21 protein-coding genes are annotated in these 23,362 nt (G+C 44.8%); 10 read left to right on the top strand and 11 right to left on the bottom strand.

Annotation, left to right across the window (positions count from 1 at the left end):
- The first annotated feature begins 60 nt into the window (after positions 1-60).
- Genes ABIE26_RS04910 through bioD form a run of 3 tightly spaced genes read left to right on the top strand, consistent with a single transcriptional unit; the run spans position 61 to position 2,578 of the window.
- Complete coding sequence (locus ABIE26_RS04910) at positions 61-837, top strand: XRE family transcriptional regulator (RefSeq protein ID WP_310139403.1); 777 nt, start codon at positions 61-63, stop codon at positions 835-837.
- Positions 837-1,970, top strand: coding sequence for an aminotransferase class I/II-fold pyridoxal phosphate-dependent enzyme (locus ABIE26_RS04905; protein WP_310139404.1), 1,134 nt, complete (start codon positions 837-839; stop codon positions 1,968-1,970). The genes ABIE26_RS04910 and ABIE26_RS04905 overlap by 1 nt, the downstream gene beginning before the upstream one ends.
- The gene (gene bioD / locus ABIE26_RS04900) at positions 1,967-2,578 is read left to right on the top strand and encodes a dethiobiotin synthase (protein ID WP_310139405.1); all 612 of its coding nucleotides are present in this window, start codon (positions 1,967-1,969) and stop codon (positions 2,576-2,578) included. The genes ABIE26_RS04905 and bioD overlap by 4 nt, the downstream gene beginning before the upstream one ends.
- 69 nt (positions 2,579-2,647) lie before the next feature.
- On the opposite strand, the gene rplT is transcribed toward bioD, so the two are convergent.
- The 8 genes from rplT to ABIE26_RS04860 form a co-directional block, all read right to left on the bottom strand.
- Positions 2,648-2,992, bottom strand: coding sequence for a 50S ribosomal protein L20 (rplT, locus tag ABIE26_RS04895; RefSeq protein ID WP_015807731.1), 345 nt, complete (start codon positions 2,990-2,992; stop codon positions 2,648-2,650).
- A gap of 74 nt (positions 2,993-3,066) precedes the next feature.
- Positions 3,067-3,267: a 50S ribosomal protein L35 gene (rpmI, locus tag ABIE26_RS04890; protein WP_084240471.1), complete on the bottom strand. Its 201-nt coding sequence runs from the start codon at positions 3,265-3,267 to the stop codon at positions 3,067-3,069.
- A 27-nt stretch (positions 3,268-3,294) separates the two neighbouring features.
- Complete coding sequence (gene infC, locus ABIE26_RS04885) at positions 3,295-3,864, bottom strand: translation initiation factor IF-3 (protein WP_310139409.1); 570 nt, start codon at positions 3,862-3,864, stop codon at positions 3,295-3,297.
- Positions 3,865-3,877: 13 nt separating this feature from the next.
- The gene (gene thrS / locus ABIE26_RS04880) at positions 3,878-5,803 is read right to left on the bottom strand and encodes a threonine--tRNA ligase (protein ID WP_310139410.1); all 1,926 of its coding nucleotides are present in this window, start codon (positions 5,801-5,803) and stop codon (positions 3,878-3,880) included.
- Positions 5,804-5,882: 79 nt separating this feature from the next.
- Positions 5,883-6,620 (bottom strand): (Fe-S)-binding protein, encoded by a 738-nt coding sequence (locus ABIE26_RS04875; protein WP_310139412.1) that lies wholly within the window; start codon positions 6,618-6,620, stop codon positions 5,883-5,885.
- Positions 6,617-7,909 (bottom strand): MFS transporter, encoded by a 1,293-nt coding sequence (locus ABIE26_RS04870; RefSeq protein ID WP_310139415.1) that lies wholly within the window; start codon positions 7,907-7,909, stop codon positions 6,617-6,619. Before ABIE26_RS04870 ends, ABIE26_RS04875 begins: the two co-directional genes overlap by 4 nt.
- Positions 7,906-8,616, bottom strand: a complete 711-nt coding sequence (locus ABIE26_RS04865) for a head GIN domain-containing protein (protein ID WP_310139417.1) — start codon at positions 8,614-8,616, stop codon at positions 7,906-7,908. The genes ABIE26_RS04870 and ABIE26_RS04865 overlap by 4 nt, the downstream gene beginning before the upstream one ends.
- Before the next feature lie 4 nt (positions 8,617-8,620).
- Complete coding sequence (locus ABIE26_RS04860; protein ID WP_310139420.1) at positions 8,621-10,513, bottom strand: RecQ family ATP-dependent DNA helicase; 1,893 nt, start codon at positions 10,511-10,513, stop codon at positions 8,621-8,623.
- Positions 10,514-10,588: 75 nt separating this feature from the next.
- On the opposite strand from ABIE26_RS04860, the gene ABIE26_RS04855 reads away from it, so the two are divergent.
- Positions 10,589-13,861 (top strand): amidohydrolase family protein, encoded by a 3,273-nt coding sequence (locus ABIE26_RS04855; RefSeq protein ID WP_310139423.1) that lies wholly within the window; start codon positions 10,589-10,591, stop codon positions 13,859-13,861.
- A gap of 15 nt (positions 13,862-13,876) precedes the next feature.
- Here ABIE26_RS04855 and ABIE26_RS04850 read toward each other — a convergent pair whose 3' ends face one another.
- Positions 13,877-15,124, bottom strand: a complete 1,248-nt coding sequence (locus ABIE26_RS04850; protein WP_310139425.1) for a serpin family protein — start codon at positions 15,122-15,124, stop codon at positions 13,877-13,879.
- A 508-nt stretch (positions 15,125-15,632) separates the two neighbouring features.
- Positions 15,633-16,862 (bottom strand): NAD(P)/FAD-dependent oxidoreductase, encoded by a 1,230-nt coding sequence (locus tag ABIE26_RS04845; protein ID WP_310139426.1) that lies wholly within the window; start codon positions 16,860-16,862, stop codon positions 15,633-15,635.
- A 16-nt stretch (positions 16,863-16,878) separates the two neighbouring features.
- Here ABIE26_RS04845 and ABIE26_RS04840 point away from each other — a divergent pair, with 16 nt between their 5' ends.
- Both ABIE26_RS04840 and purE read left to right on the top strand, forming a co-directional pair.
- Entirely contained in the window at positions 16,879-18,018 is a 1,140-nt protein-coding gene (locus ABIE26_RS04840) for a 5-(carboxyamino)imidazole ribonucleotide synthase (protein ID WP_310139427.1), read from the top strand.
- Between the two features lie 10 nt (positions 18,019-18,028).
- Positions 18,029-18,559, top strand: a complete 531-nt coding sequence (gene purE, locus ABIE26_RS04835) for a 5-(carboxyamino)imidazole ribonucleotide mutase (RefSeq protein WP_310139429.1) — start codon at positions 18,029-18,031, stop codon at positions 18,557-18,559.
- A 1-nt stretch (position 18,560) separates the two neighbouring features.
- Here purE and ABIE26_RS04830 read toward each other — a convergent pair whose 3' ends face one another.
- Positions 18,561-19,124 (bottom strand): YqgE/AlgH family protein, encoded by a 564-nt coding sequence (locus ABIE26_RS04830; protein WP_310139431.1) that lies wholly within the window; start codon positions 19,122-19,124, stop codon positions 18,561-18,563.
- A gap of 49 nt (positions 19,125-19,173) precedes the next feature.
- Between ABIE26_RS04830 and pdxH the strand changes: the two genes are divergently transcribed.
- Genes pdxH through ABIE26_RS04810 form a run of 4 tightly spaced genes read left to right on the top strand, consistent with a single transcriptional unit; the run spans position 19,174 to position 23,359 of the window.
- On the top strand, positions 19,174-19,824 hold the full coding sequence (gene pdxH, locus ABIE26_RS04825; RefSeq protein WP_310139434.1) for a pyridoxamine 5'-phosphate oxidase: 651 nt from the start codon (positions 19,174-19,176) through the stop codon (positions 19,822-19,824).
- Positions 19,825-19,850: 26 nt separating this feature from the next.
- Positions 19,851-20,741, top strand: a complete 891-nt coding sequence (locus ABIE26_RS04820; RefSeq protein ID WP_310139436.1) for a 3-hydroxybutyryl-CoA dehydrogenase — start codon at positions 19,851-19,853, stop codon at positions 20,739-20,741.
- 35 nt (positions 20,742-20,776) lie between these two features.
- The gene (gene ruvB, locus ABIE26_RS04815) at positions 20,777-21,799 is read left to right on the top strand and encodes a Holliday junction branch migration DNA helicase RuvB (RefSeq protein ID WP_084240458.1); all 1,023 of its coding nucleotides are present in this window, start codon (positions 20,777-20,779) and stop codon (positions 21,797-21,799) included.
- A 51-nt stretch (positions 21,800-21,850) separates the two neighbouring features.
- Positions 21,851-23,359, top strand: a complete 1,509-nt coding sequence (locus ABIE26_RS04810) for a carbon-nitrogen hydrolase family protein (protein WP_310139439.1) — start codon at positions 21,851-21,853, stop codon at positions 23,357-23,359.
- Positions 23,360-23,362: the final 3 nt, after the last annotated feature.

The raw sequence follows: 23,362 nt of genomic DNA, 5'->3' as shown, positions 1-23,362 counted from the left end.
ATTATTGGCACAATAATACTAACAATATTAGCAAAAACAAATTTATTTTAAACTTTTTTTATGTCAAATATTTCATCCAACCTTAAGTACCTAAGAAAGAAAAAGGGGCAAACACAACAGCAATTCGCTGATGCAATGCAAATTAAGCGCTCTTTGATCGGAGCCTACGAGGAAGATCGTGCCGAACCTAAGTACGAATTACTAAAAAGAATAGCAGAATATTTTGACCTGACCATAGATGAATTCCTGACCGAAAACATCAATGACAACTGGAAACCCAAACCTAAAAGCCAGGGTTCAAACCTTAGGATATTAAGTATATCGGTCGACAAGGACGACAATGAGAACATCGAAATGGTACCTGTAAAAGCTAGCGCTGGTTACCTCAATGGCTTTTCAGATCCTCAATACATCAAGGAACTTCCTAAATTTCAGCTGCCCCTGCCCTTTTTAAGGCAAGGCACCTTCAGGGCTTTCGAAATTGTTGGGGATTCCATGCTGCCCATCCAGCCAGGGAGCATCATTGTAGCAGAGTACCTCGACAACTGGAACGATGTTAAAACAGGCGAAACCTATATCATCATCAGTCGCGCTGAAGGTGTTGTTTACAAAAGGGCCGGAAACCGCTTTAAGGAAAACAAAGAACTGAAACTGATTTCTGACAATAAAGTCTACGATCCGTACACCGTTTCGGCCGATGATATCCTTGAAATCTGGAAAGCCAAAGCCTATATCTCAACGGCATTGCCAGAACCAACCCCAGAGCCAACCATAGAAACATTAAGCGCCATGATGGCCCAGATGCAGAAATCCATCTCGCAGCTTAACAAAAATTAATGAACCAGGCAGAGGAATTCATAAAAGGCAAATTGCAGCAAAGGGCTGACAAGGGTATTTTGAGAAAGCTCTCTTCAGCAACTTTTCAAGCTGATTTCTCTTCTAACGATTACCTGGGCTTTGGCCGGTCGGCCGAATTAAATGCAAAAACCGAACAAATCCTGGCCCTGATTCCTGCACATCAAAATGGTTCCGGAGGCTCGCGCCTGCTCAGCGGCAATCACTGGTTTACCGAGGAAACGGAACAGCATATTGCCGCTTTTCACCAGGCTCCGGCAGCGCTCCTCTTTAATTCCGGCTATGACGCCAATCTGGGGCTCCTCTCCAGTCTGGGCCAGCGCGGGGACACCATCATTGCCGATGAGCTCATACACGCCAGCCTGATCGACGGTGCCCGCCTCAGTAATGCAAACCGCTACACTTTTAAACACAACGACCTGAATAGCCTGGAAGCCAAATTAAAGCTTGCAAAGGGCAACAGCTACGTAGTTACAGAAAGTGTATTTTCTATGGACGGAGATACGGCCCCGCTGACTGAGATCAGTAAACTCTGCAAAACCTATCAGGCCAACCTGATCGTAGATGAAGCCCATGCATTGGGCATATACGGGAAACATGGTGCCGGACTTGTACAGCAGCGACCCGACCTGGAGAAAGATATCTTTGCACGTGTTGTTACCTTTGGAAAGGCACTGGGCTGTCATGGCGCTGCCGTATTGGGCAGTGTAAACCTGAAAGCATATCTTATCAATTTTGCACGTTCGTTTATTTATACTACCGCTGCACCTATCCATACCATTGCTAATATCAGATCGGCTTACCAGCTGCTGGAACAAACAGATTATACCTCCTTGATAAGAGAAAAGATCAACTGCTACCAGAACCTGATCGGCAAGGCAGCCCTGAACAACATTCCCAGCACAAGTGCCATACATACCGTAATTTACCCCGATAGCCATACTGCAAAAAAAGCGGCAGCAACACTTCAGGAAAAAGGACTTGATGTGAGGGCTATCTTAAGCCCTACAGTAGCAGAAGGAAAAGAAAGGTTAAGGATTTGCCTGCATACTTTTAATACGGAAACAGAAATACAAACCCTGGTTAAAGAACTTATAAAAACATACAGCGCATGAGCAATACTTATTTCGTAACCGGCATTGGCACTGGCATTGGCAAAACAGTTGTCAGCGCAGTGCTAACGGAAAAACTACAGGCCGACTACTGGAAACCTATACAATCGGGCGATCTTGAGATCAGCGACAGCCTGTTCATCAAACACCTTATCAGCAATACTAAAACCATTGTTCATCCGGAGAAATACAGGCTTGGCCAGCCACTCTCCCCACATTTGTCTGCACGCCTGGATGGGGTACAAATTGACATCAATGTCCTGCAGAAACCGGCAACCAGCAACAGCCTGGTCATTGAAGGAGCAGGCGGCCTGATGGTTCCGCTGAACGATACCGAACTGATACTGGACCTGATTAAAAGCCTCGAAGCAAAGGTGATTGTTGTATCGCAGAACTACCTAGGCAGCATCAACCATACCCTGCTTACCCTGGAAGTCCTGAAGACGAATAACGTCGCGGTTGAGGGCCTGATCTTTAATGGCACACCAAATGCTGAAAGCGAAGCCTACATCACACAGTACAGCAAAATAAAAATATTGGGCAGAATCCCTAAAATGAGTATTGTTGACAAAGAAAGTATCCTTCAAGCAGGGCAACACATCTGCATCTGAGGACAAAAATATAAAGACATAAAAAAGGGAGCAATAAGCTCCCTTTTCTTTTATAACAATCCGTTATATCTATTTTACTGTATCAATTACAGCTTTAAAAGCTTCTGGATGGTTCATCGCTAAATCTGCCAGAACCTTACGGTTCAAACCGATGTTTTTAGCGGCTAACTTACCAATTAACTGAGAGTAAGATATACCGTGCTGACGTGCTCCAGCATTGATACGCTGAATCCACAATCCGCGGAATTCTCTTTTCTTAACTTTACGGTCACGGTATGCATATTGCAAACCTTTTTCTACCGTATTTTTAGCAATGGTGAAAACCTTGCTTCTTGATCCCCAATAGCCTTTGGCTAAATTTAAGACCTTTTTCCTTCTTCTTCTCGAAGCTACTGCGTTTACCGAACGTGGCATGTTTTTGTTGTTTTTGATAAACGGTGTTGCGTATTACAGCAAACTTACTACCGGGTACCTGGTTAAAAATTTAATTATTTACCGATGCAAAGCATACGTTTAACGTTGCCCATATCAGCGTCCGACACCATTGAAGTGTGTCCTAAGTTACGCTTACGTTTAGTCGACATCTTTGTCAAGATGTGGCTTTTGTAGGCATTCTTCCTTGCGATTTTACCTGTTCCAGTAAGCGAAAAACGCTTTTTAGCACTGGAATTGGTTTTCATTTTTGGCATAACCTGTTTTTATTTATGTAATTTATATTATTTCTTAGCAACTTTTGGGGCCAGCGTTAAAAACATACGCTTACCTTCCAGCTTAGGTAACAGCTCCACTTTACCCACATCTTCAAGTGCCTGGGCAAATTTCAACAACAGGATCTCTCCCTGCTCTTTGTAAACAATTGCCCTGCCTTTAAAATGCACATAAGCTCTCACTTTTTCACCATTCTCCAGAAAACTAATCGCATGTTTCAGTTTAAACTGAAAATCATGATCATTAGTATTAGGCCCGAAACGGATCTCCTTAATTACAGTTTGCTTCGCATTTGCTTTGATCTCTTTCTGCTTTTTCTTCTGCTCGTAAACAAATTTGCTGTAATCAATAATTCTACAAACCGGTGGCACCGCATTTGGAGAGATCTCTACAAGATCCAGTTCCAGTTCATCGGCAATGGCCAAAGCTTTTGCCAAAGGATAGATCCCCGGTTCAACATTATCCCCAGCTAATCTCACCTCTTGTGCCCTGATAAACTGATTAATATTATGTTCTGCTTCTTTTTTCTTAAAAGGAGGACGTGGTCCCCTGTTAAATCCTGGTCTGCCTAATGCCAAATTTGTATCTTATTTAAACTGTTATTTCTTTAATTAATAGTTCACTAAACTCCTGCAGGGTCATTTCACCTAAATCGCCTTCACCATGCTTTCTTACTGAGGCCTTACCTTCCGCCATCTCTTTCTCACCAATAATCAGCATATAAGGTATTTTTTTAACCTCTGCGTCTCTGATTTTTCTTCCAATCTTCTCATCCCGGAAGTCAATCAGCCCGCGAATATCGGAATTATTTAATTCATCTGAAACTTTTTTTGCATAATCTTCATACTTTTCTGAGATCGGAAGAATGATGAACTGTTCGGGAGAAAGCCATAAAGGGAAGTTGCCTGCACAATGTTCAATCAGCACGGCTATAAAACGTTCCAGCGATCCAAAAGGCGCGCGATGGATCATCACCGGTCTGTGTTTCTGGTTATCACTTCCGGTATATTCCAGCTCAAACCGCTCCGGCAGGTTATAATCTACCTGAATTGTTCCCAGCTGCCATTTTCTACCCAAGGCATCTTTTACCATGAAATCCAGCTTCGGACCGTAAAATGCAGCTTCACCATATTCAACTACTGTTGGCAATCCTTTTTCATCAGCAGCTTCTATAATAGCCGACTCAGCAAGCCTCCAGTTCTCATCGCTACCGATGTATTTGGCTTTATTTTCAGGATCTCTCAACGAAACCTGCGCTACATAATCTTCAAATCCAAGCGATTTAAACACATACAGTACCAGGTCAATTACCTTTTTGAATTCTTCCTTCACCTGGTCTGGTCTGCAGAACAAATGCGCATCATCCTGAGTAAAGCCCCTTACGCGTGTTAAACCATGCAATTCCCCACTTTGCTCATAGCGATAAACTGTACCGAACTCAGCAAAACGCAAAGGCAGGTCTTTATAAGAACGCGGCTTGGTTTTATAGATCTCGCAATGATGCGGACAATTCATTGGCTTCAGGAAAAACTCCTCACCTTCCTGTGGCGTCTTTATCGGCTGAAATGCATCCTTTCCATATTTCTCGTAGTGGCCGGAAGTAATGTATAGGTTTTTATGTCCGATATGCGGAGTAACCACCTGCTCGTACCCGGCTTTGGCCTGAGCCTTGGTTAAAAACTGAACCAGACGTTCGCGCAAAGCAGCACCCTTAGGCAACCACAATGGCAGGCCCATACCTACTTTTTCCGAGAAAGCAAATAGTTCCAGTTCTTTACCCAGTTTACGGTGGTCCCTTTTCTTTGCCTCTTCAATCATGTGAAGATACTCAGTCAGTTCACTGGCTTTAGGGAAGGTAACCCCATAAATACGTGTCAGTTGTTTCCTGGTCTCATCACCACGCCAATAAGCCCCAGCCACGTTCATCAGCTTTACAGCCTTCACAAAACCGGTGTTCGGAATGTGCGGACCCCGGCAAAGGTCTGTAAACTCACCCTGTGTATAAAAAGTGATCTTTCCATCTTCCAGACCTTCCAAAAGATCCAGCTTGTATTCGTCGCCTTTTTCTTCAAAATATTTAATGGCATCGGCTTTACTGATGGCCTTACGCTCAAAAACTTCTTTTTGTTTGGCCAGTTCAAGTATCTTGTTTTCAATGGCCTTAAAATCATCCGAAGAAAATTCCCTGTCGCCAAAATCAACATCGTAATAAAAACCGGTTTCAATAGCCGGACCTATCCCGAATTTGGTTCCCGGATACAACGCTTCCAGAGCTTCAGCCATAATGTGTGCAGATGAATGCCAGAAGGTAGATTTACCGGCCTGGTCGTTCCAGGTCAGCAATTTTACCGCAGCATCAGCCTCAATAGGTCTGGATGAATCCCATACTTCGCCGTTTACTTCGGCAGCTAAAACATTTCTTGCGAGGCCTTCAGAAATAGATAAGGCAATCTGATGGGCAGTTATGCCCTTTTCATACTGGCGGACTGATCCGTCAGGTAGTGTAATGTTAATCATCTACAACTATGATTTAAGTTTTAAAAAAAATATAAAACAATCACTTACAATGTGATTTTCTTTTCGGATGCAAAGATAATTAATATTCTGTACTTTCAAGCCAGCCATTTGCCAAAACATCGGCTAAATGCATGGTTTTTAAAGGAATATTATTTTTGTCAATATAGCCCTGCAGGTGCATCAGACAGGAAAGATCCGTCGAAATAACATACTCAGCCCCCTGTTCAAGTGCATTGTTCACCTTTTGCTGCGCCATAGCTGACGAGATGGCGTCAAACTTCACAGCGAAAGTACCGCCAAAACCACAGCACATATCCGTATCCTTCATTTCCACCATTTCCAGTCCATGAACTTTGGAAAGCAGCAGCCGGGGCTCCGCTTTGATCTTACATTCGCGCAAACCGCTACAGGAATCGTGGTAAACAGCTTTACCATCCAGTTCTGCACCAAAATAATCCTTCTTCAGCACGTTCACCAAAAAGTCAGAAAGCTCAAATATGTTGGCCTGAATATTCCTGCATTTATTGTGTACGATCGTATTGGTAAACAAATCATTAAAACCGCCTTTCACCATCCCTACACAGGAAGCAGAAGGAGCTACAATATAGTCTGTTTCAGAGAAATCATTCAAAAACTTGATGCCGGTTTCTTTGGCCTGCTCCCAGTATCCTGCGTTATAGGCAGGCTGACCACAACAGGTCTGTGCAGTATTGTAAAACACCTCACATCCAGCCTTTTCCAGTAATTTAACGGTATTGAATGCAGTTTCAGGATATAGCTGATCAACAAAACACGGCACAAATAATTCTATCTTCATTTCGATTCAACCTTTCTAAGGAACAGCAAAAATACCAAACCTATAACGAAAAATGATGCCAAAGCGATAATTGAGTTGCGCATACTGCCGGTCGCCTCTTCTATATAGGCAAAACTGAACAGCCCTATTACAATGGCCAGTTTCTCGGTCACATCATAAAAGCTGAAATAGGAAGCCGTATCCGGTGTATTCTCCGGCAGATACTTAGAATAAGTAGAGCGGGAAAGCGACTGTATCCCTCCCATGATTAAACCTACAACTGCAGCCAGGCCATAAAACTGGTACTCATTGGTTACAAAATAAGCGCATATACAGGTTCCAATCCAGATGAACACCACAAAGATCAATACCCTTACGTTTCCTGTTTTTTTGGCAAGCCGCGACATCAGTACCGCTCCGGCTATAGCCACTAGCTGTATGATCAGGATTACCGCAATCAGTTTTGCGGTACCCAGGTGCAGTGTTTTTTCCCCAAAACCGGCAGCAGCAAGCATAATGGTTTGTACGCCCATCGAATAGAAAAAGAAAGCCGGTAAAAACCGTTTCAGAAACTTCATGTGTTTCAGTTGCTTCCATACTTTGACAAGTTCCTGAAAACCGCTGTTGATCACTTTCTTATTGATGGTTGCATAATTGGGACTGCCAGCAGGCAGCTTTTTAAAAGGGATCTGCGCAAAGCCGATCCACCATAAGCCTACCAGCAAAAATGACAACCTTGGCGGAAAGGAAAGATCGGTAATTCCGAAAAGTTCGGGTTTCAATACAAACACAAAACATATGATCTGCAGGAGTACACTCCCCACATAACCGTAGGCATAGCCCTTGGCACTTACCGTATCCTGCTGGTCTGGCGTAGCAATTTCAGGTAAATAGGAATTATTGAACATCACCCCGCCTACGTAGCCCATAGCCGCTATGGCAAAACAGATTACCCCGAATTCCAGGGTGTCCAGTTTAAAAAAGTACAACCCTATACAGGCCAGGCCGCCCATATAGGTAAACAATTTCATAAAGATTTTCTTATTGCCCCTGTAATCGGCTATTGATGAAAGTATAGGCAGTAAAATAACCATAATCAGATAGGCCACCGAAAGCGCATAATTTGATAATGCGGTATTGGTAAATGTCCGGCCAAAAAAACTAACCTTATCCCCATGTTCCTGCGTGGTGGTAATGATGGTATAATAAGCGGGAAAAATAGTTGAAGTGATAACCAGATTATAAGCAGAGTTGGCCCAGTCGAAAAATGCCCAGGACCGGATGACCTTTTTGTCGTTCTTTAGTTTCAATTTACTTTTTCCAGTTTGGTTGCACCTGATTTTTTCTCATCCACCTTCTTAGGGTTTCCTTTATAATAGATCTCGCTTGATCCGGAAGTTTTCACCTTAAGTTCATTCAGCACATTGATTTCCGCCTTACCCGTACCCTCGGTATCAATATTGTAAACGCCTACAATAAAATCAAAGGCGTTTACTTTTGCGGTACCTTTAATTTTCAAATCATGTGTTCCTGCCTGTCCGCTCAGCGCAATTTTGCCAACACCATCTACTTTTGTACTTACTTTAGCCGCGCTTAAATCCAGCCGTACATCAGATGCGCCCGAAAAAGCAAAGTCTACGTCTCCGGCATAGATGCGGCCTTCTCCTAACACCTCAACTGCGCCATCCAGTTCCAGGCCCCTCAGTTCACCTATACCCGCCCTTACAACTATAGAATCCGTACCACAATAGCGATCGTAGTCGACCTTCAACCTCAATTCAGAGCCGGAAACATCCGCTTTAACATAGGTAATGATATTTGAATCGGCCTCTACCTGCACTTTATAACTACTGTCTTGCGTCATCACCAGCTTAATGGCCCCGTCCACTTTTATTTTATCAAAGTTTTTCAGGGTTATTGCCCTGCTTACGTGGTTGCCCGAGTCTTCAATACATTTGTTTTCGCATCCCGTAAGTAGAAACGGGATAAAAAGGGCGATAATGGATGTTCTTTTCATGGGTTTAAAGGTAATAATTTTTGCCATCTGTTTTAATCTTTCCCGCATCCAGCAGAATGCGGATACGTTCCAGCCTTTCGTTTTCTGTGCCGGTACTGATAGCCGTCACCAGCACATCCAATACCTGCGGCTCACTTTGTAAAAGCGTTACAATTTCAAAATCTATTTTATCGTCCAGCACCTCGGCATCATCGGCTTTTTTTTCGGCCAGGCAAACATCACAAATCCCGCACTTATCTGCTCCGGGTTCATCAAAATAAGCCAGCAGCTGAATGCTTCGGCATATCTTTTTACCTGCATAAGCCAGCACCGCACTGATCTGGTCCTGCTGTATCTGTTTACGTTGGGCAATATACTTCAGGTCGATGTCCATGTGTGTAAAATCGAGGCGTGGACGGATGTATTGCAGCTGAGGCTGATCTGATTGTGGTAAATAAGACAACATGCCTTGCTCCTGCAGGTTGTTCAGCATTCTGATCACATCGTTATAAGACATTCTCAGCTTCCCGGCAATATCGGCCTCGCTGATCTTTACGTATTGGTCAAAAGATCCTCCGTACGACCTTAGTATGGTTTTGATCAGGGGATCATATCCCGCATTTTCGATCTGGAAACGATAGACATCTTCATTTCCAACAATGAACATCAGCCGGGAAGGCAGGAATATATTTTCCGATAAGGTCAGGTAACCATCGTGCTCTAAAAACTTTAACGCCGCCATGCTCTTCATCACCCCGGTATTGAAACGCTTACAAAAATCGGCCAGATCAAAGCTAAAACTCAAACCTTCGCCCGCACCATAAGCCAGCTGGAAATAATTGCCCAGGTAATGGTATACCTTTTTAATCTCCCCAACATCAGGGAAGCTGTCCGCATACCTGGCCTTTAGCGAAAGTTCATCCGATTTGTTGGCCAGCAATATCGTATAGGCCCGTTTCTCATCCCGGCCAGCCCTTCCGGCCTCCTGGTAATAGGCTTCCAGACTCTCGGGCAAATCCAGATGTACCACAAAACGTACATCGGGTTTATCTATGCCCATTCCAAAGGCATTGGTGGCTACCATCACCCGTATCCGGTTGCGTTTCCAGTCTTCCTGTTTTCTAAACCGTTCTTCTTTTTCCAGGCCCGCATGATAAAAATCGGCAGCAATCCGGTTCCTGTTTAAAAAAGCAGCTACTTCGGCCGTTTCCCTTCGGTTACGCACATAAACAAGGCCACTGCCTTTTACATTGGCAGCTACACTGATCAGCCTTTTGTATTTATCTTCGTCATCCAATACCACATAGCTCAGGTTCTTACGGGCAAAACTCTGAACGAATACCTGAGTTTTTTTGAACTGCAATTTTTCTACTATATCTTCCCGCACAAAACGGGTCGCGGTAGCAGTAAGCGCCAGAACAGGCACATCCGGATGGATTTCCCTGATCTCACTTACCCTCAGATAAGGAGGTCTGAAATCATAGCCCCATTGCGAAATGCAATGTGCCTCATCTACTGCAATCAGGTTCACATTCATATAAGAAATACGCACGCGCACCAGTTCCGATAGCAGCCTCTCCGGCGAGAGGTACAGGAATTTGATCTTGCCATAGATGCAATTGTCCAGCAATATGTCAATCTCGCGTTTGCCCATCCCAGCGTAAATAGCCACCGCTTCAATACCTTTTGCCTTCAATCCTTCTACCTGGTCTTTCATCAAAGCCACCAGTGGTGATATCACAATGCATATCCCCTCTTTAACCAATGCCGGCACCTGAAAGCAGATGGATTTCCCTCCCCCGGTGGGCAAAAGCGCCAATGTATCGTTCCCGTTTAAAACCGATCTGATGATCTCGTCCTGTAAGGGCCTGAAGCCATCGTATCCCCAGTATCGTTTTAATATCTCCGTCTCGTTCATAAAAAGGTTGCACCTCAAAACTATAAAAATGAACTGATATTACTAAATTGCGGCCTAAATTCCAATACAGGCTATATGAGAACACTATCTTTACTAACAGTTCTTTTATTCATACTTCAACCTTCTTTTGCACAAACACGCACAAACACGCCGCCATCGCAGACAAACGGTCAGCCTGCAAAATGGGATATTGAAAAATACCGCGGAAACACCAAATCTTTTACCTTAAATACCGATGAAGGCACCTGGATGAACCTTGATGTAAGTTCAGATGGGAAGGATATTGTGTTCGACCTGTTGGGCGACATCTATACTATGCCCATTACCGGCGGCGCTGCAATACTGCTAAGCGGTGGTGTGAGCTGGGATATACAGCCCCGTTTCAGTCCGAATGGCAAATACATTTCCTATACCAGCGACAAAGGCGGTGCCGATAACATCTGGATTATGAACCGCGATGGCTCCGGCAAAAGGCAGATCACCAAAGAGAGCTTCCGACTGCTGAACAATGCCACCTGGATGCCAAACAGCGAATACCTGATTGCCCGTAAACACTTTACCGGTACCCGCTCCCTTGGTGCCGGCGAAATGTGGATGTACAGCATTTATGGAGGCGAAGGTGTACAACTTACCAAAAGGAAAAATGACCAGCAGGATGCAGGCGAGCCCAATGTTTCACCAAACGGCAGGTACCTTTATTACAGTGAAGATATGTCGCCCGGCCCTAATTTTGAATACAGCAAAGATCCCAACGGCATGATTTACGCCATCAGGCAGCTCGATCTGGTTACCGGAAAAATCACCAGCCTTATCGCCCAGCCCGGCGGTGCAGTAAGGCCACAGGTATCACCTGATGGTAAAATGATGGCTTATGTAAAGCGTATCCGATTAAAATCGGTACTGGTATTGCAAAACCTGCAGACCGCCGAAGAGTGGCCCATATATGAAGACCTCTCGCACGACCAGCAGGAAACCTGGGCCATTTTTGGGGTATATCCCAATTTTGCATGGACACCCGATGGCAAGAGCATTGTCTTTTATGCCCGTGGAAAGATCAAAAAAATCGACCTGAATTCGCTTTTCACCAATAACATCCCCTTCCACGTTACCAGCCTGCAAACCATACAGCAGGCACTGCATTTCCCGCAGCAGGTATTTAACAACGACTTTACGGTAAAAATGATCCGGCAGCTAACCACTTCTGCTGACGGTAAATTTGTGGTATTTAATGCCGCAGGCTTCCTTTACAAAAAAGACCTGCCCAATGGTACACCCGAAAGGATCAGCAAGGGGATTGACTTTGAGTTCGAACCAGCCATCAGCAACGATGGGAAATCGGTAATTTATGCGACATGGAGCGATGAGTTCAAAGGCGCAATAAAAAAGACGGACCTCAAATCAGGTAAAACAGTAACACTTACCGAAGAAAAGGGCTTTTATTACTCTCCTTCATTTTCAAATAAGGGTGACAAGATCGTTTTTCGTAAAGGTATTGGCAATGATGTGCTGGGCTATGCCTATGGCCGGGGTACCGGCATTTTTACCATGCCGGTTAATGGCGGACCAAAAACACTGATCTCTGAAAGCGGCATCAGGCCGGAATTCAATACCGATGATACCCGGATCTATTTCCAGTCTTCTGAAGGCGGCAAAAAAGTATTCAAAAGCATAGATCTGAACGGAGCTAACGAACGTACCCACTATACCTCAACCTATGCCACTCAATTTGCGCCCAGCCCCGATGGCAAATGGATGGCATTTACGGAATTGTTTAATGTGTATGTAACCCCAATGGTTACAGCCGGCGCCGCACTCGAGCTCTCATCTACCAATAAAGCCATCCCCCTTACCCGTATCACCAAAGATGCCGGTACTTATATCCACTGGAGCCAGGACAGCAACAAATTATTCTGGACTTTGGGCGAGCAATATTTCAGCAGGGACATCAAGACTGCGTTTAACTTTACGGATGGATCTGCACAGGGCATTCAGCAACCCGACAGTGTAGGCCTGTCCATAGGCCTAAAATTAAAAACCGATGTGCCCACCGGCCTTACTGCCCTTACCGGCGCCCGCATCATTACCATGAAGGGCGATGAGGTGATAGAAAATGGTGTCATCCTGATTGAAAACAATAAAATTGTATCTATTGGTAAAAACCTTGCCATTCCGGCAAATACCAGGGTAATTGATGTTACCGGTAAAACCATTATGCCTGGAATGATAGATGTACATGCACACCTGCGTACCAGTCCGGATGGCATTACGCCGCAGCAGGACTGGTCGTACCTGGCCAACCTGGCATTTGGGGTAACTACGGCGCACGACCCTTCCAGCAATACCGAAATGGTTTTCAGCCAATCAGAAATGATCAAAGCCGGCCGACTCACCGGCCCACGTTTGTACTCTACAGGCTCCATCCTGTATGGTGCCGATGGCGACTTCAAAGTGGTCATCAATAGTCTTGATGATGCGCTGTCGCACCTACGCAGGTTAAAGGCCGTAGGTGCTTTTTCTGTAAAATCATACAATCAGCCCCGCCGCGATCAGCGCCAGCAGATCCTGGAGGCCGCCAGACAACTGAAAATGCTGGTGGTACCCGAAGGCGGATCTACCTTTTATACGAATATGAACATGGTAGCTGATGGCCATACCGGCATTGAACACAGCATTCCGGTGGCACCTGTATTTAAAGATGTGACTACCCTTTGGAACAAATCTGAAGTGGCTTATACCCCTACACTCATTGTAAGTTATGGGAGTCAGTGGGGCGAAAACTATTGGTACGACCGTACCAATGTATGGGAAAACGAGCGTTTAATGGCCTTTACACCCCGCTCTATTATAGACCCTCGCGCCAGAAGAAGGACCACTTCCGAATATGGCGACTACGGCCATATAGAAGTAGCCAAAACGGTAAAACAAATAGCCGATGGCGGTACAAAAGTGAATTTAGGGGCACATGGACAAATACAGGGGCTGGGTGCACATTGGGAACTTTGGATGCTGGTACAGGGTGGAATGACACCCCTGCAGGCTATTCGCTGTGCCACCCTGAACGGAGCAGCCTACCTGGGCATGGACAAAGAAATCGGCTCGCTGGAGGTTGGAAAACTGGCCGACCTTGTGGTGATGGACAGTAACCCCCTGGATGACATCAGAAACTCAGAAAAAATCAAATATGTGATGATCAACGGTCGTATTTTCGACAGCCTCTCCATGAACGAAATCGGTAACCGCGAGAAAGTACGCGGTAAACTTTGGTTCGAAACCGGCAAAGGCATGGTATACACGTTCCCAACCGGCATTGCTGAAACCTGGACCTACAGCATTCCCAACTGCGAATAAAAATCAGCTTCCCCCTTATTTATCCGATAAGGGGTTATTGATGATACCGGTAAATAAGATCAGACCTGTTTTCATTTCGCGGATGGCAAATACAAACGGGCGGTCAATAAGGATCGGAGTTGGTACCCCCGGTGCCGAAGTCAGTACAATGCCTACAGAAGTAACAGCAGCAGCTTCTGTCCCGCTTTCATTTACTTCAATAAAGGTTTTATGTTTCACCTCGTCTATTTGTAAACCTCCTCCAGCACTAATTCTGCTAAAATCTGCAGAACCGTTTTTGCCAAAAGCTATTCCCATACCCAGGTTTATCAATGGATCATTTAATTTAGATTCATAGCTGAATTTAAATTTTGGCATCTTTATTTCCGCAGCGATTTTTCTAAAACCCGTCATCCAGCCCTTCCATTTTGTGGTTGTAATTGAGTTTGCAAATTCGTTTATACTGGTATTGGCGGCAGGCAGTGCAATTACCATGCTGTATTTTTCATTCCCATAAGGAAGTTCATAAAGAACTGCATCTGTCGCACTTAAATAATTAACATCGGCCTTTGCCGTCATAAAGTCGGTCTGAATCTTGCTGCCATCGCCCAGGCTAAAATCAGATTTTGCAGTCCGGTTCTTATCAAACTTATATTTCCAATCGCTTTTAAAATAAACTGCATTGATCAGGTACATCAGCATACCAGGCCCGATTGACTCAATTATAGTTGGGATTTTTCCGTTCGTGCTGGTGTTTACCCAATTATTAATTTTGTCTTTCGCAGCTGGATTTGCAAAGTCAAGTCCCTCGACTGCTGCATTATAGTTATCTGCATTCACCTTAAGAAAAGCAGGCAATGGGCTAAACGTATTTCTATACCAGATGGAATTGGCAATTTTCAACGAGGCCTTAGGATCGAGCTGAGGCAATTCAGTGACTATTTTATGGTAATAGCTGTTCAGTTCTGCCGCTGTAAAACCCTTAAATTCCATGGTATTTCTGATGGCCTCTAAGGTCGTACCGTTACTTCCGTTACTGGTCATACCTAGGGCCATACTTACACTTAAAGGTGACAACATCAGGTTTTTGCCGGCCAAAGGTTTAGACAGCGTTTCTTTAAATAACTTAAAAGTAAAAGCATTATCAGCTTCTACCTTTTGCTGTTCTCTTTCGGTCAATATCAGATCTTTGCCCTCAGCAGATGGTTTGTTATCCTTTTTACACGAAGTCGTATTGAACATTAAAACAGCAATAATTAGAAATAAGGTCGAATTCTTTTTCATCTGTATATTATTTGTTTTTCAACTGTGATGAAGCTATCAGCTTTTTCAAAAGCTTTTAATTGTTCTGGTGTTTAAGAACTCGCAAGCTCGGTTTATTCATCCCAATGTGTGGTTTGAAAAATCGTGACGGTTTCATCTGTTTAAATTTGGTTTAATCATTATACGTGTAAAACTCTGATTTCGATACAGTTGCCTAAATAAAAGACCAGTTTATTTCTGGAGAGCGGATTGTATGCGGATATAGTTCTATAAGAACGAGACGCTTGACTTGCGTTCGGGATGCATTTGAACTGCGTTCAGGGTGCGTTCGGGATGCGCTTTAGGTTCATTAGGCCTTGCGTAGGGGTTGGTTAGGGGTTGATATACCCAAGGGCCTTATCAACCCCGGTCTAACACTTGCTTAACCCCTGTTCAAATCAGGGCGCATCCCGAACGCACCCTGAACGCATTCTAAATGAGTATCAGGCAGACATCTCTTATAAAAAAGAAAAACTCAGTTTATTTAAACTTATAAATTCCGGGCAATAACGAAACCACTTGCCCAGGCCCATTGAAAGTTGTAGCCACCCAGCCAGCCGGTCACATCCAGACATTCGCCGCCAAAGAATAAACCTGGTATTTTCCGGCATTCCAATGTTTTTGAGGATAATTCGGCCGTATCGATCCCCCCTCTCATCGCTTCAGCCTTATCGTATCCCTTATCTCCCGCAGGTTTCACTTTGAACTCATGTATAATCTGCTCAATGTTCTCCAGCTCAGCCTTTGTTAAAACTGCAACCTGCTTTTCAACCGGTAGGAATTTAGCAAGGGCATCGGTAAATTTCCGTGTGAAATGGCGGTTAAATAAAGCAGACAGCAGCGTTTTGCCGTTTTGTTTACGTTCCGCTTCAATCAGCGAACCCATCTGCTGGCCAGGCAACAGGTCTATATTGAATACCTCTCCTCTTTCCCAGTACGAAGAGATCTGCAAAATGGCCGGGCCGCTTAAGCCCCAGTGGGTAAAAAGGATGTTTTCTTCAAAGGCAATGCGCTCATTGCTTACACGGCAAAAAACACTGTTTCCGGACAACTGGGCATACCAGCCCTCGTCCTTTCCGGTTATAGTAAGCGGTACCAGTGCAGGTGCTGTTGATACAATGTTAAGCCCCAGGCCCCGCGCAAAACGCAGGGCAAAATCGGTTGCCCCCATTTTAGGAATGGGCAGACCGCCGCTGGCCATAACGAGCTTAGGAGCTGTCAGCGTTTTCGCTTTACCGCCTTTTTCATATTTCACGGTAAAAGAACCTTCATTTACAGCTATATCCATTACCTGTGCATCGCAAATCAATCGCTGTTCAAAATCTGCACACAGTGAAGTAAATACTGCTACCACATCCTTTGCATTTTTCCCATCCGGAAAAAGCTGCCCCAGGGTTTTTTCTTTCCCATAAATACCATAAGTTTCAAAAAAACTGATGGTATCGGCTACAGTCCATTGTGTAAAGGCCGATTTAACGAAATGTTTATTGGCCGAGATGAACTGCTCATCGCCGGCAAGCAGGTTGGTGTAATTGCACCTTCCTCCGCCTGAAATCAGTATTTTAGCCCCTGGCTGGTCGTTTTTTTCCAGCAGTATCACCTTTTTGCCCAGGTAACCTGCCTGCACTGCACACATTAAACCACAGGCCCCTGCACCAATAATTATAGCATCTGCATCCATCAATCCGTTTATATTGTTATTTTTGTGCAAAATAAGCATAACTTTTTCAATAGATATGGCAAAACAAATAAGTGATTTAAAATTGGGTATACTTGGTGGTGGACAACTCGGCAGAATGCTGATACAGGAAGGCATCAATTACAACCTTACCACCCTGGTTTTAGATCCGGATACCGATGCTCCCTGTAAACATCTTGCAAATTACTTTGAATGCGGCTCTATTACCGATTTCGATACAGTGTACAATTTCGGCAAAAAAGCAGACATCATTACCATCGAAATAGAAAAGGTTAATATTGAAGCACTGGAACAACTGGAAAAAGAAGGAAAACAGGTTTTTCCGCAATCCAGAGTGATCCGTCTGATCCAGGACAAGGGCATACAGAAGCAATTTTTTAAGGAAAACAATATACCTACGGCCCCTTTCCAGCTGGTAAACACCAGGGATGATATCCGGAGCAGCAGTTTTGCCTTCCCATATATCCTGAAACAACGCAAGGATGGCTATGATGGCAAAGGTGTGATGAAGATCAGCAGTGCGGCCGACATTGAGCAATCGTTCGATGCCCCCTGCCTGATTGAGGAAATGATTGATTTTGAAAAGGAAGTGGCCGTGATTGTGTGCAGGAACCCAAATGGAGATATGAAGACTTTCCCAATGGTCGAAATGGAATTTAACCCCGAAGCCAACCTGGTAGAGTTCCTGATCTCACCATCTACCTATCCAGAGTCTTTGCAGAACAAGGCCGAAGTGATTGCCAAAAACATTGCTTCCTCACTCAACATTACCGGCCTGCTGGCGGTTGAGATGTTTGTGACCCGCGATGGTGAACTTCTGGTAAATGAACTGGCCCCAAGGCCCCATAACAGCGGCCATCAAACCATTGAAGGTAACTATGTTTCGCAGTTTAACCAGCATTTAAGGGCGATTTTTAACCTGCCATTAGGGGATACACGTTCCATCAGCAATGCGGTTATGATTAATCTCCTTGGCGAAAAGAACCACAATGGAGTGGCCAAATACCAGGGACTGGAAAAAATCATGGCTATAGATGGGGTATATGTTCACCTTTATGGCAAAAAATACACCAAGCCCTTCCGCAAAATGGGCCACATCACCGTGGTAGACCAGAACCGAGACAGTGCCATACAAAAAGCCAACTACGTTAAAAATACATTAAAAGTTATTTCATAACCAAAGTGTTATGAGCATTAAAGAGAACGTTATGAATGATAAAAACGTGCAAAAGCACATCAAAGCAGGTATCATCATGGGGAGCAAATCAGATCTTCCTGTTATGAACGATGCTGCTGATATTTTCAAAGAATTTGGGGTTGAATTTGAGATAACCGTAGTGTCTGCACACCGCACGCCGGAAAGGATGTTCGAATATGCTAAAAATGCCGCTTCACGAGGTTTAAAGGTTATCATTGCTGGTGCGGGGGGTGCAGCGCATTTGCCTGGGATGGTAGCTTCAATTACCACTCTACCTGTAATCGGTGTACCGGTTAAATCTTCAAATTCTATTGATGGCTGGGACTCCATCCTTTCCATCCTGCAGATGCCGAATGGCATTCCTGTGGCCACTGTTGCCTTAAATGCAGCAAAAAACGCTGGTTTGCTGGCGGTACAGATCCTTTCGACTGCCGACGCTTCGCTTGCCGAAAAAATGCAGGCTTACAAAGATGAGCTTCGCAAAAAGGTAGAAGAGAGCGCTGCAGAAATGGAAAAATAGATCAGTTGAGGTTCGGATCCTGGGGAAAATTGCTCACATGGGCATATTTAGGCCCCAGGTTAATGATCACCTCACGCCAAAGGTTTTCTTCGTTGCCGGAGAAAATCACATCGGGATGGAAATCGTCGGATACGATCCAGGTGTTTTCTTTCATCTCTCGTTTGAGCTGCTCCTTCCCCCAGCCTGAATAGCCAATAAAAAATTTGATCTCGTCCTCGCTGATGCTGTTGTTGCGGATCAGCGCCTTCAAGGTTTCAAAATTACCTCCCCAGTATATTCCTTTGGCCACTTCCTGCCCGTCGCCGATCTTATCGTGACACCGATAGATGAAATGTATGGTATCGGTTTCCACCGGTCCGCCAAAGTAAACAGGAAAACTGGCTTCCTCAAGTTCCGGAACCACATCCTTAAGCAATAATGTACTGCACTGGTTCAGGATAAAGCCTACCGTGCCCTCATCCTGATGATCTGTAATGAGCACCACGGCGCGCTTGAAATTAGGATCCATTAAAAATGGTTCAGAAATTAATAACCTGCCCAAAGCGGGCTGTAATCTGCTTATCATTTTGGAAATTTAAGGATAAAATTAAATAAACTAAAACCTATTTTTGTGCATGGAGCTTAACAAAAACAATTTACACGACCTGAGGCAGGAATACCGTTCTGCCCGGCTTACAGAACAGGATGTTGATCAAAACCCAATGGTACAGTTTGGGAAATGGTTTAATGCAGCTGTAGATGCGCTGTTATATGAACCAAATGTAATGACACTGGCTACGGCCGACAGGTTTGGAAAGCCTACGGCAAGAATTGTACTGCTGAAAGGTTATGATGAAAATGGTTTTGTTTTTTATACCAATTATGAGAGTAAAAAAGGTCAGGATCTGCTGGAAAATCCACAAGCGGCGCTGGTCTTCTTCTGGCCCGAACTGGAGCGCCAGGTGCGCATTGAAGGCCTGGTAAGCAAGGTAGATGCGCAAACCTCGGCCGATTATTTCCATTCCAGACCTGTGGGCAGCCAGATCGGTGCCATGGCTTCAGCACAAAGCAGGGTACTGGAAAACCGCCAGTTGCTGGAAGACAAAGTGGAGGAACTCAGCAAAACCTATGCGGGACAGGAAATCCCACATCCCCTGCATTGGGGAGGGTACCTTATTGAGCCCAGCCACCTGGAGTTCTGGCAGGGCCGTCCGAGCAGGCTGCACGACAGAATTGTGTATGATCTGGTGGATGGTTCGTGGATTATAAATAGATTAGCGCCATAAACGTGAACTAACATCATAAAAAATAAATGAAAAACATCGCAGTAATTGGCTCAGGCACCATGGGCAATGGTATTGCGCATACTTTTGCGCAATTTGGCTACCAGGTAAATTTAATCGACATTAACGATGATGCACTGAAAAAGGCAATCAGTACCATTGAAAAAAATCTGGACAGGCAGCTGAACAAAGGAACGCTTAGCGAAGCAGAAAAAACAGCAACCCTGGCCAGCATTACCACGCTAACAGATATGAGAACCGGTGTGGCCCAGGCCGATCTTATTGTCGAAGCTGCTACAGAAAACCTGGAGCTTAAGCTTAAAATATTTAAAGACCTGGATGCCTTTGCCAAACCTGACGCCATCCTGGCCAGCAACACCTCCTCCATTTCCATTACGCAGATTGCATCAGTAACAGGTCGCGGTGATAAGGTAATAGGGATGCATTTTATGAACCCGGTACCGGTGATGAAGCTGGTAGAGGTGATCAGGGGTTATGCTACCAGTGATGCTACGACTGAAAGCGTGATGGCCCTTTCAGAAAAACTGGCTAAAGTTCCGGTAGAAGTAAACGACTACCCTGGCTTTATCGCCAACAGGATACTGATGCCTATGATCAATGAGGCCATTTATTCCCTGTATGAAAATGTTGCCGGTGTAGAAGAAATTGATACCGTAATGAAACTGGGTATGGCCCATCCTATGGGACCTTTGCAACTGGCCGATTTTATTGGCCTGGATGTTTGCCTGGCCATATTACGTGTATTGCAGGATGGCTTTGGTAACCCCAAATATGCACCATGCCCTTTATTGGTAAATATGGTCATGGCTGGTAACAAGGGCATCAAATCGGGCGAGGGCTTCTACAATTATACCAATGGTGTAAAAGAAGCAGTTGTTGCCGCCAAATTTGCCCGATAGCGGATAAATCCAAGGCATTTATTTAACTTTACCACATGAACGAAAATCTTGATCCATCTGCTGAAAACCTTTCACCTGTTGAACGCGATATAGAAAAAGTACTGCGACCGCAGGCTTTTGAAGATTTTACCGGACAGGAAAAAGTGATGGAGAACCTGAAGATCTTTGTGAAAGCTGCCAAACTACGCGGCGAACCTCTGGATCATGTGCTGCTGCATGGCCCTCCGGGACTGGGAAAAACCACCTTATCGCTCATCATTGCCAATGAAATGAATGTGGGCATAAAGGTAACCTCCGGACCGGTATTGGATAAGCCTGGTGACCTGGCCGGGCTTTTAACCGGCCTGGATGAAGGCGATATCCTTTTTATTGACGAAATACACCGTTTAAGTCCTTTGGTTGAAGAGTACCTGTATTCGGCAATGGAAGACTTTAAAATAGACATCATGCTGGAGAGCGGGCCCAATGCCCGCTCTGTACAGATTTCCTTAAATCCTTTCACCCTGGTGGGTGCCACTACCCGATCTGGTTTACTCACGGCGCCGCTCAGGGCCAGGTTTGGCATCAATTCCAGGCTGGCCTATTACGATGCAAAATTACTGACCACAATTGTTTTAAGGTCCTCTGAAATCTTAAAAACACCCATTACCGACGAAGGGGCCTATGAAATTGCGCGCCGCAGCCGTGGTACCCCACGTATTGCCAACGCCTTATTGCGCAGGACCCGGGATTTTGCACAAATTAAAGGTACAGGACAAATAGACACGGAAATTGCACGTTATGCCTTAAATGCGCTGAACGTTGATGAACACGGACTGGACGAAATGGACAACAAGATCCTGACCACCATCATTGATAAGTTTAAAGGCGGCCCTGTGGGATTGAAGACCATTGCCACTGCTGTGGGGGATGATGAAGGCACCATAGAGGAAGTTTATGAACCATTCCTGATCCAGGAAGGTTTCCTGATGCGGACTTCAAGAGGGCGTGAAGCCACTGAAGCCGCCTATAAACACCTGAAAAGAAATTTCCCCGGACAAAGCGGCCGATTGTTTTAAACTCCGGAATTTAGGCTGATTTCTGTTTCCTATTCCTTAAATTTAGCGAATATGAATATAGAAACAAGAAAACTGACTTTAGAAGATTACGATGACCTGAAAGAATCTATGCTGCAGGCCTATGATACGCTTGGCGGGCAGATCTGGAGCAAGGCAACCATTTCCAGACTTTTAAAGCTGTTTCCTGAAGGACAATTGTGTATTGCAGTTGATGATAAAGTGGTAGCCTGTTCCCTTTCTATTATTGTAGACTACGATGAGTATGGCGATAAGCATACCTATCAGATGATCACCGGGGCTTATACCTTCTCTACCCACGACCCAAATGGCGATACCTTATACGGAATTGAGATCTTTGTTTCCCCGGAATTCCGGGGCCTGCGCCTGGGGCGCAGACTCTATGAGGCCCGGAAAGAACTCTGTGAAAGCCTGAACCTGAAAAGCATTATTGCCGGAGGGCGTATCCCCGGTTATCATGAATTTGCAGACCGGCTGAGCCCGAGACAATACATCGATAAGGTTAAAGCCAAAGAGATTTACGACCCTACCCTTACCTTCCAGCTATCGAACGATTTTCACGTAAGGAAGGTATTGAAGAACTACCTTCCTGGCGATCATGAATCTAAAGAATTTGCCACTTTGATTGAATGGAACAACATTTATTACCAGGGCATAGACGCTTCGGCCCGTTCGGCCAAGACCATCAGAATAGGCCTGGTACAGTGGCAGATGCGTTTGTTCCCCGACATAGCGGCTTTTTATGAGCAGGTTGAATTTTTTGTGGATGCGGTGAGCGGCTATAAATCTGACTTCATCATGTTTCCTGAATTCTTTAATACCCCCTTGCTGCATCCCTACAATCACTTACCAGAAATGGAAGCCATGCGCAAGCTGGCCGAACATACTGCCGAAATTGTAGAACGCATTCAGCAATATGCACTGGCCTATAATGTAAACATTATATCGGGCAGCATGCCTATTCTTGAAAATAACAAACTGTACAATGCCACCTATTTATGCCATAGAAGTGGAAAAACCGATGAATACCGGAAAATACACATTACGCCAAATGAACAGAAATATTATGGCATGGTGGGCGGTGATCAGCTCCAGGTATTTGATACCGACTGCGGAAAGATAGGCATACTGATCTGCTACGATGTGGAATTTCCTGAACTGAGCAGGATACTGGCCGATCAGGGCATGCAAATGCTGTTTGTGCCTTTTTTAACGGATACCCAGAACGGGTACACCAGGGTGAGGCATTGTGCACAGGCCAGGGCCATTGAAAATGAATGTTATGTGGCTATTGCCGGCTGTGTAGGCAATTTGCCGAAAGTAAATAACATGGACATCCAGTTTGCGCAATCGGCCGTATTTACCCCTTCTGATTTCGCTTTTCCGACAAATGCTGTAAAAGCCGAAACTACGCCGAACACAGAAATGATGCTGGTGGTAGATGTTGATCTTCATTTGCTGGATGAACTGCACCATTTCGGCACAGTAAAAATACTGAAAGACCGTCGCAAAGACCTTTACGAAGTAAGGCTGTTAAAATAACAG

Source organism: Pedobacter africanus, from assembly GCF_040548825.1.
GTDB lineage: Bacteria > Bacteroidota > Bacteroidia > Sphingobacteriales > Sphingobacteriaceae > Pedobacter > Pedobacter africanus_A.
The sequence above is the reverse complement of the archived record's forward strand: the minus strand, read 5'-3'. Positions and strand labels throughout refer to the sequence as shown.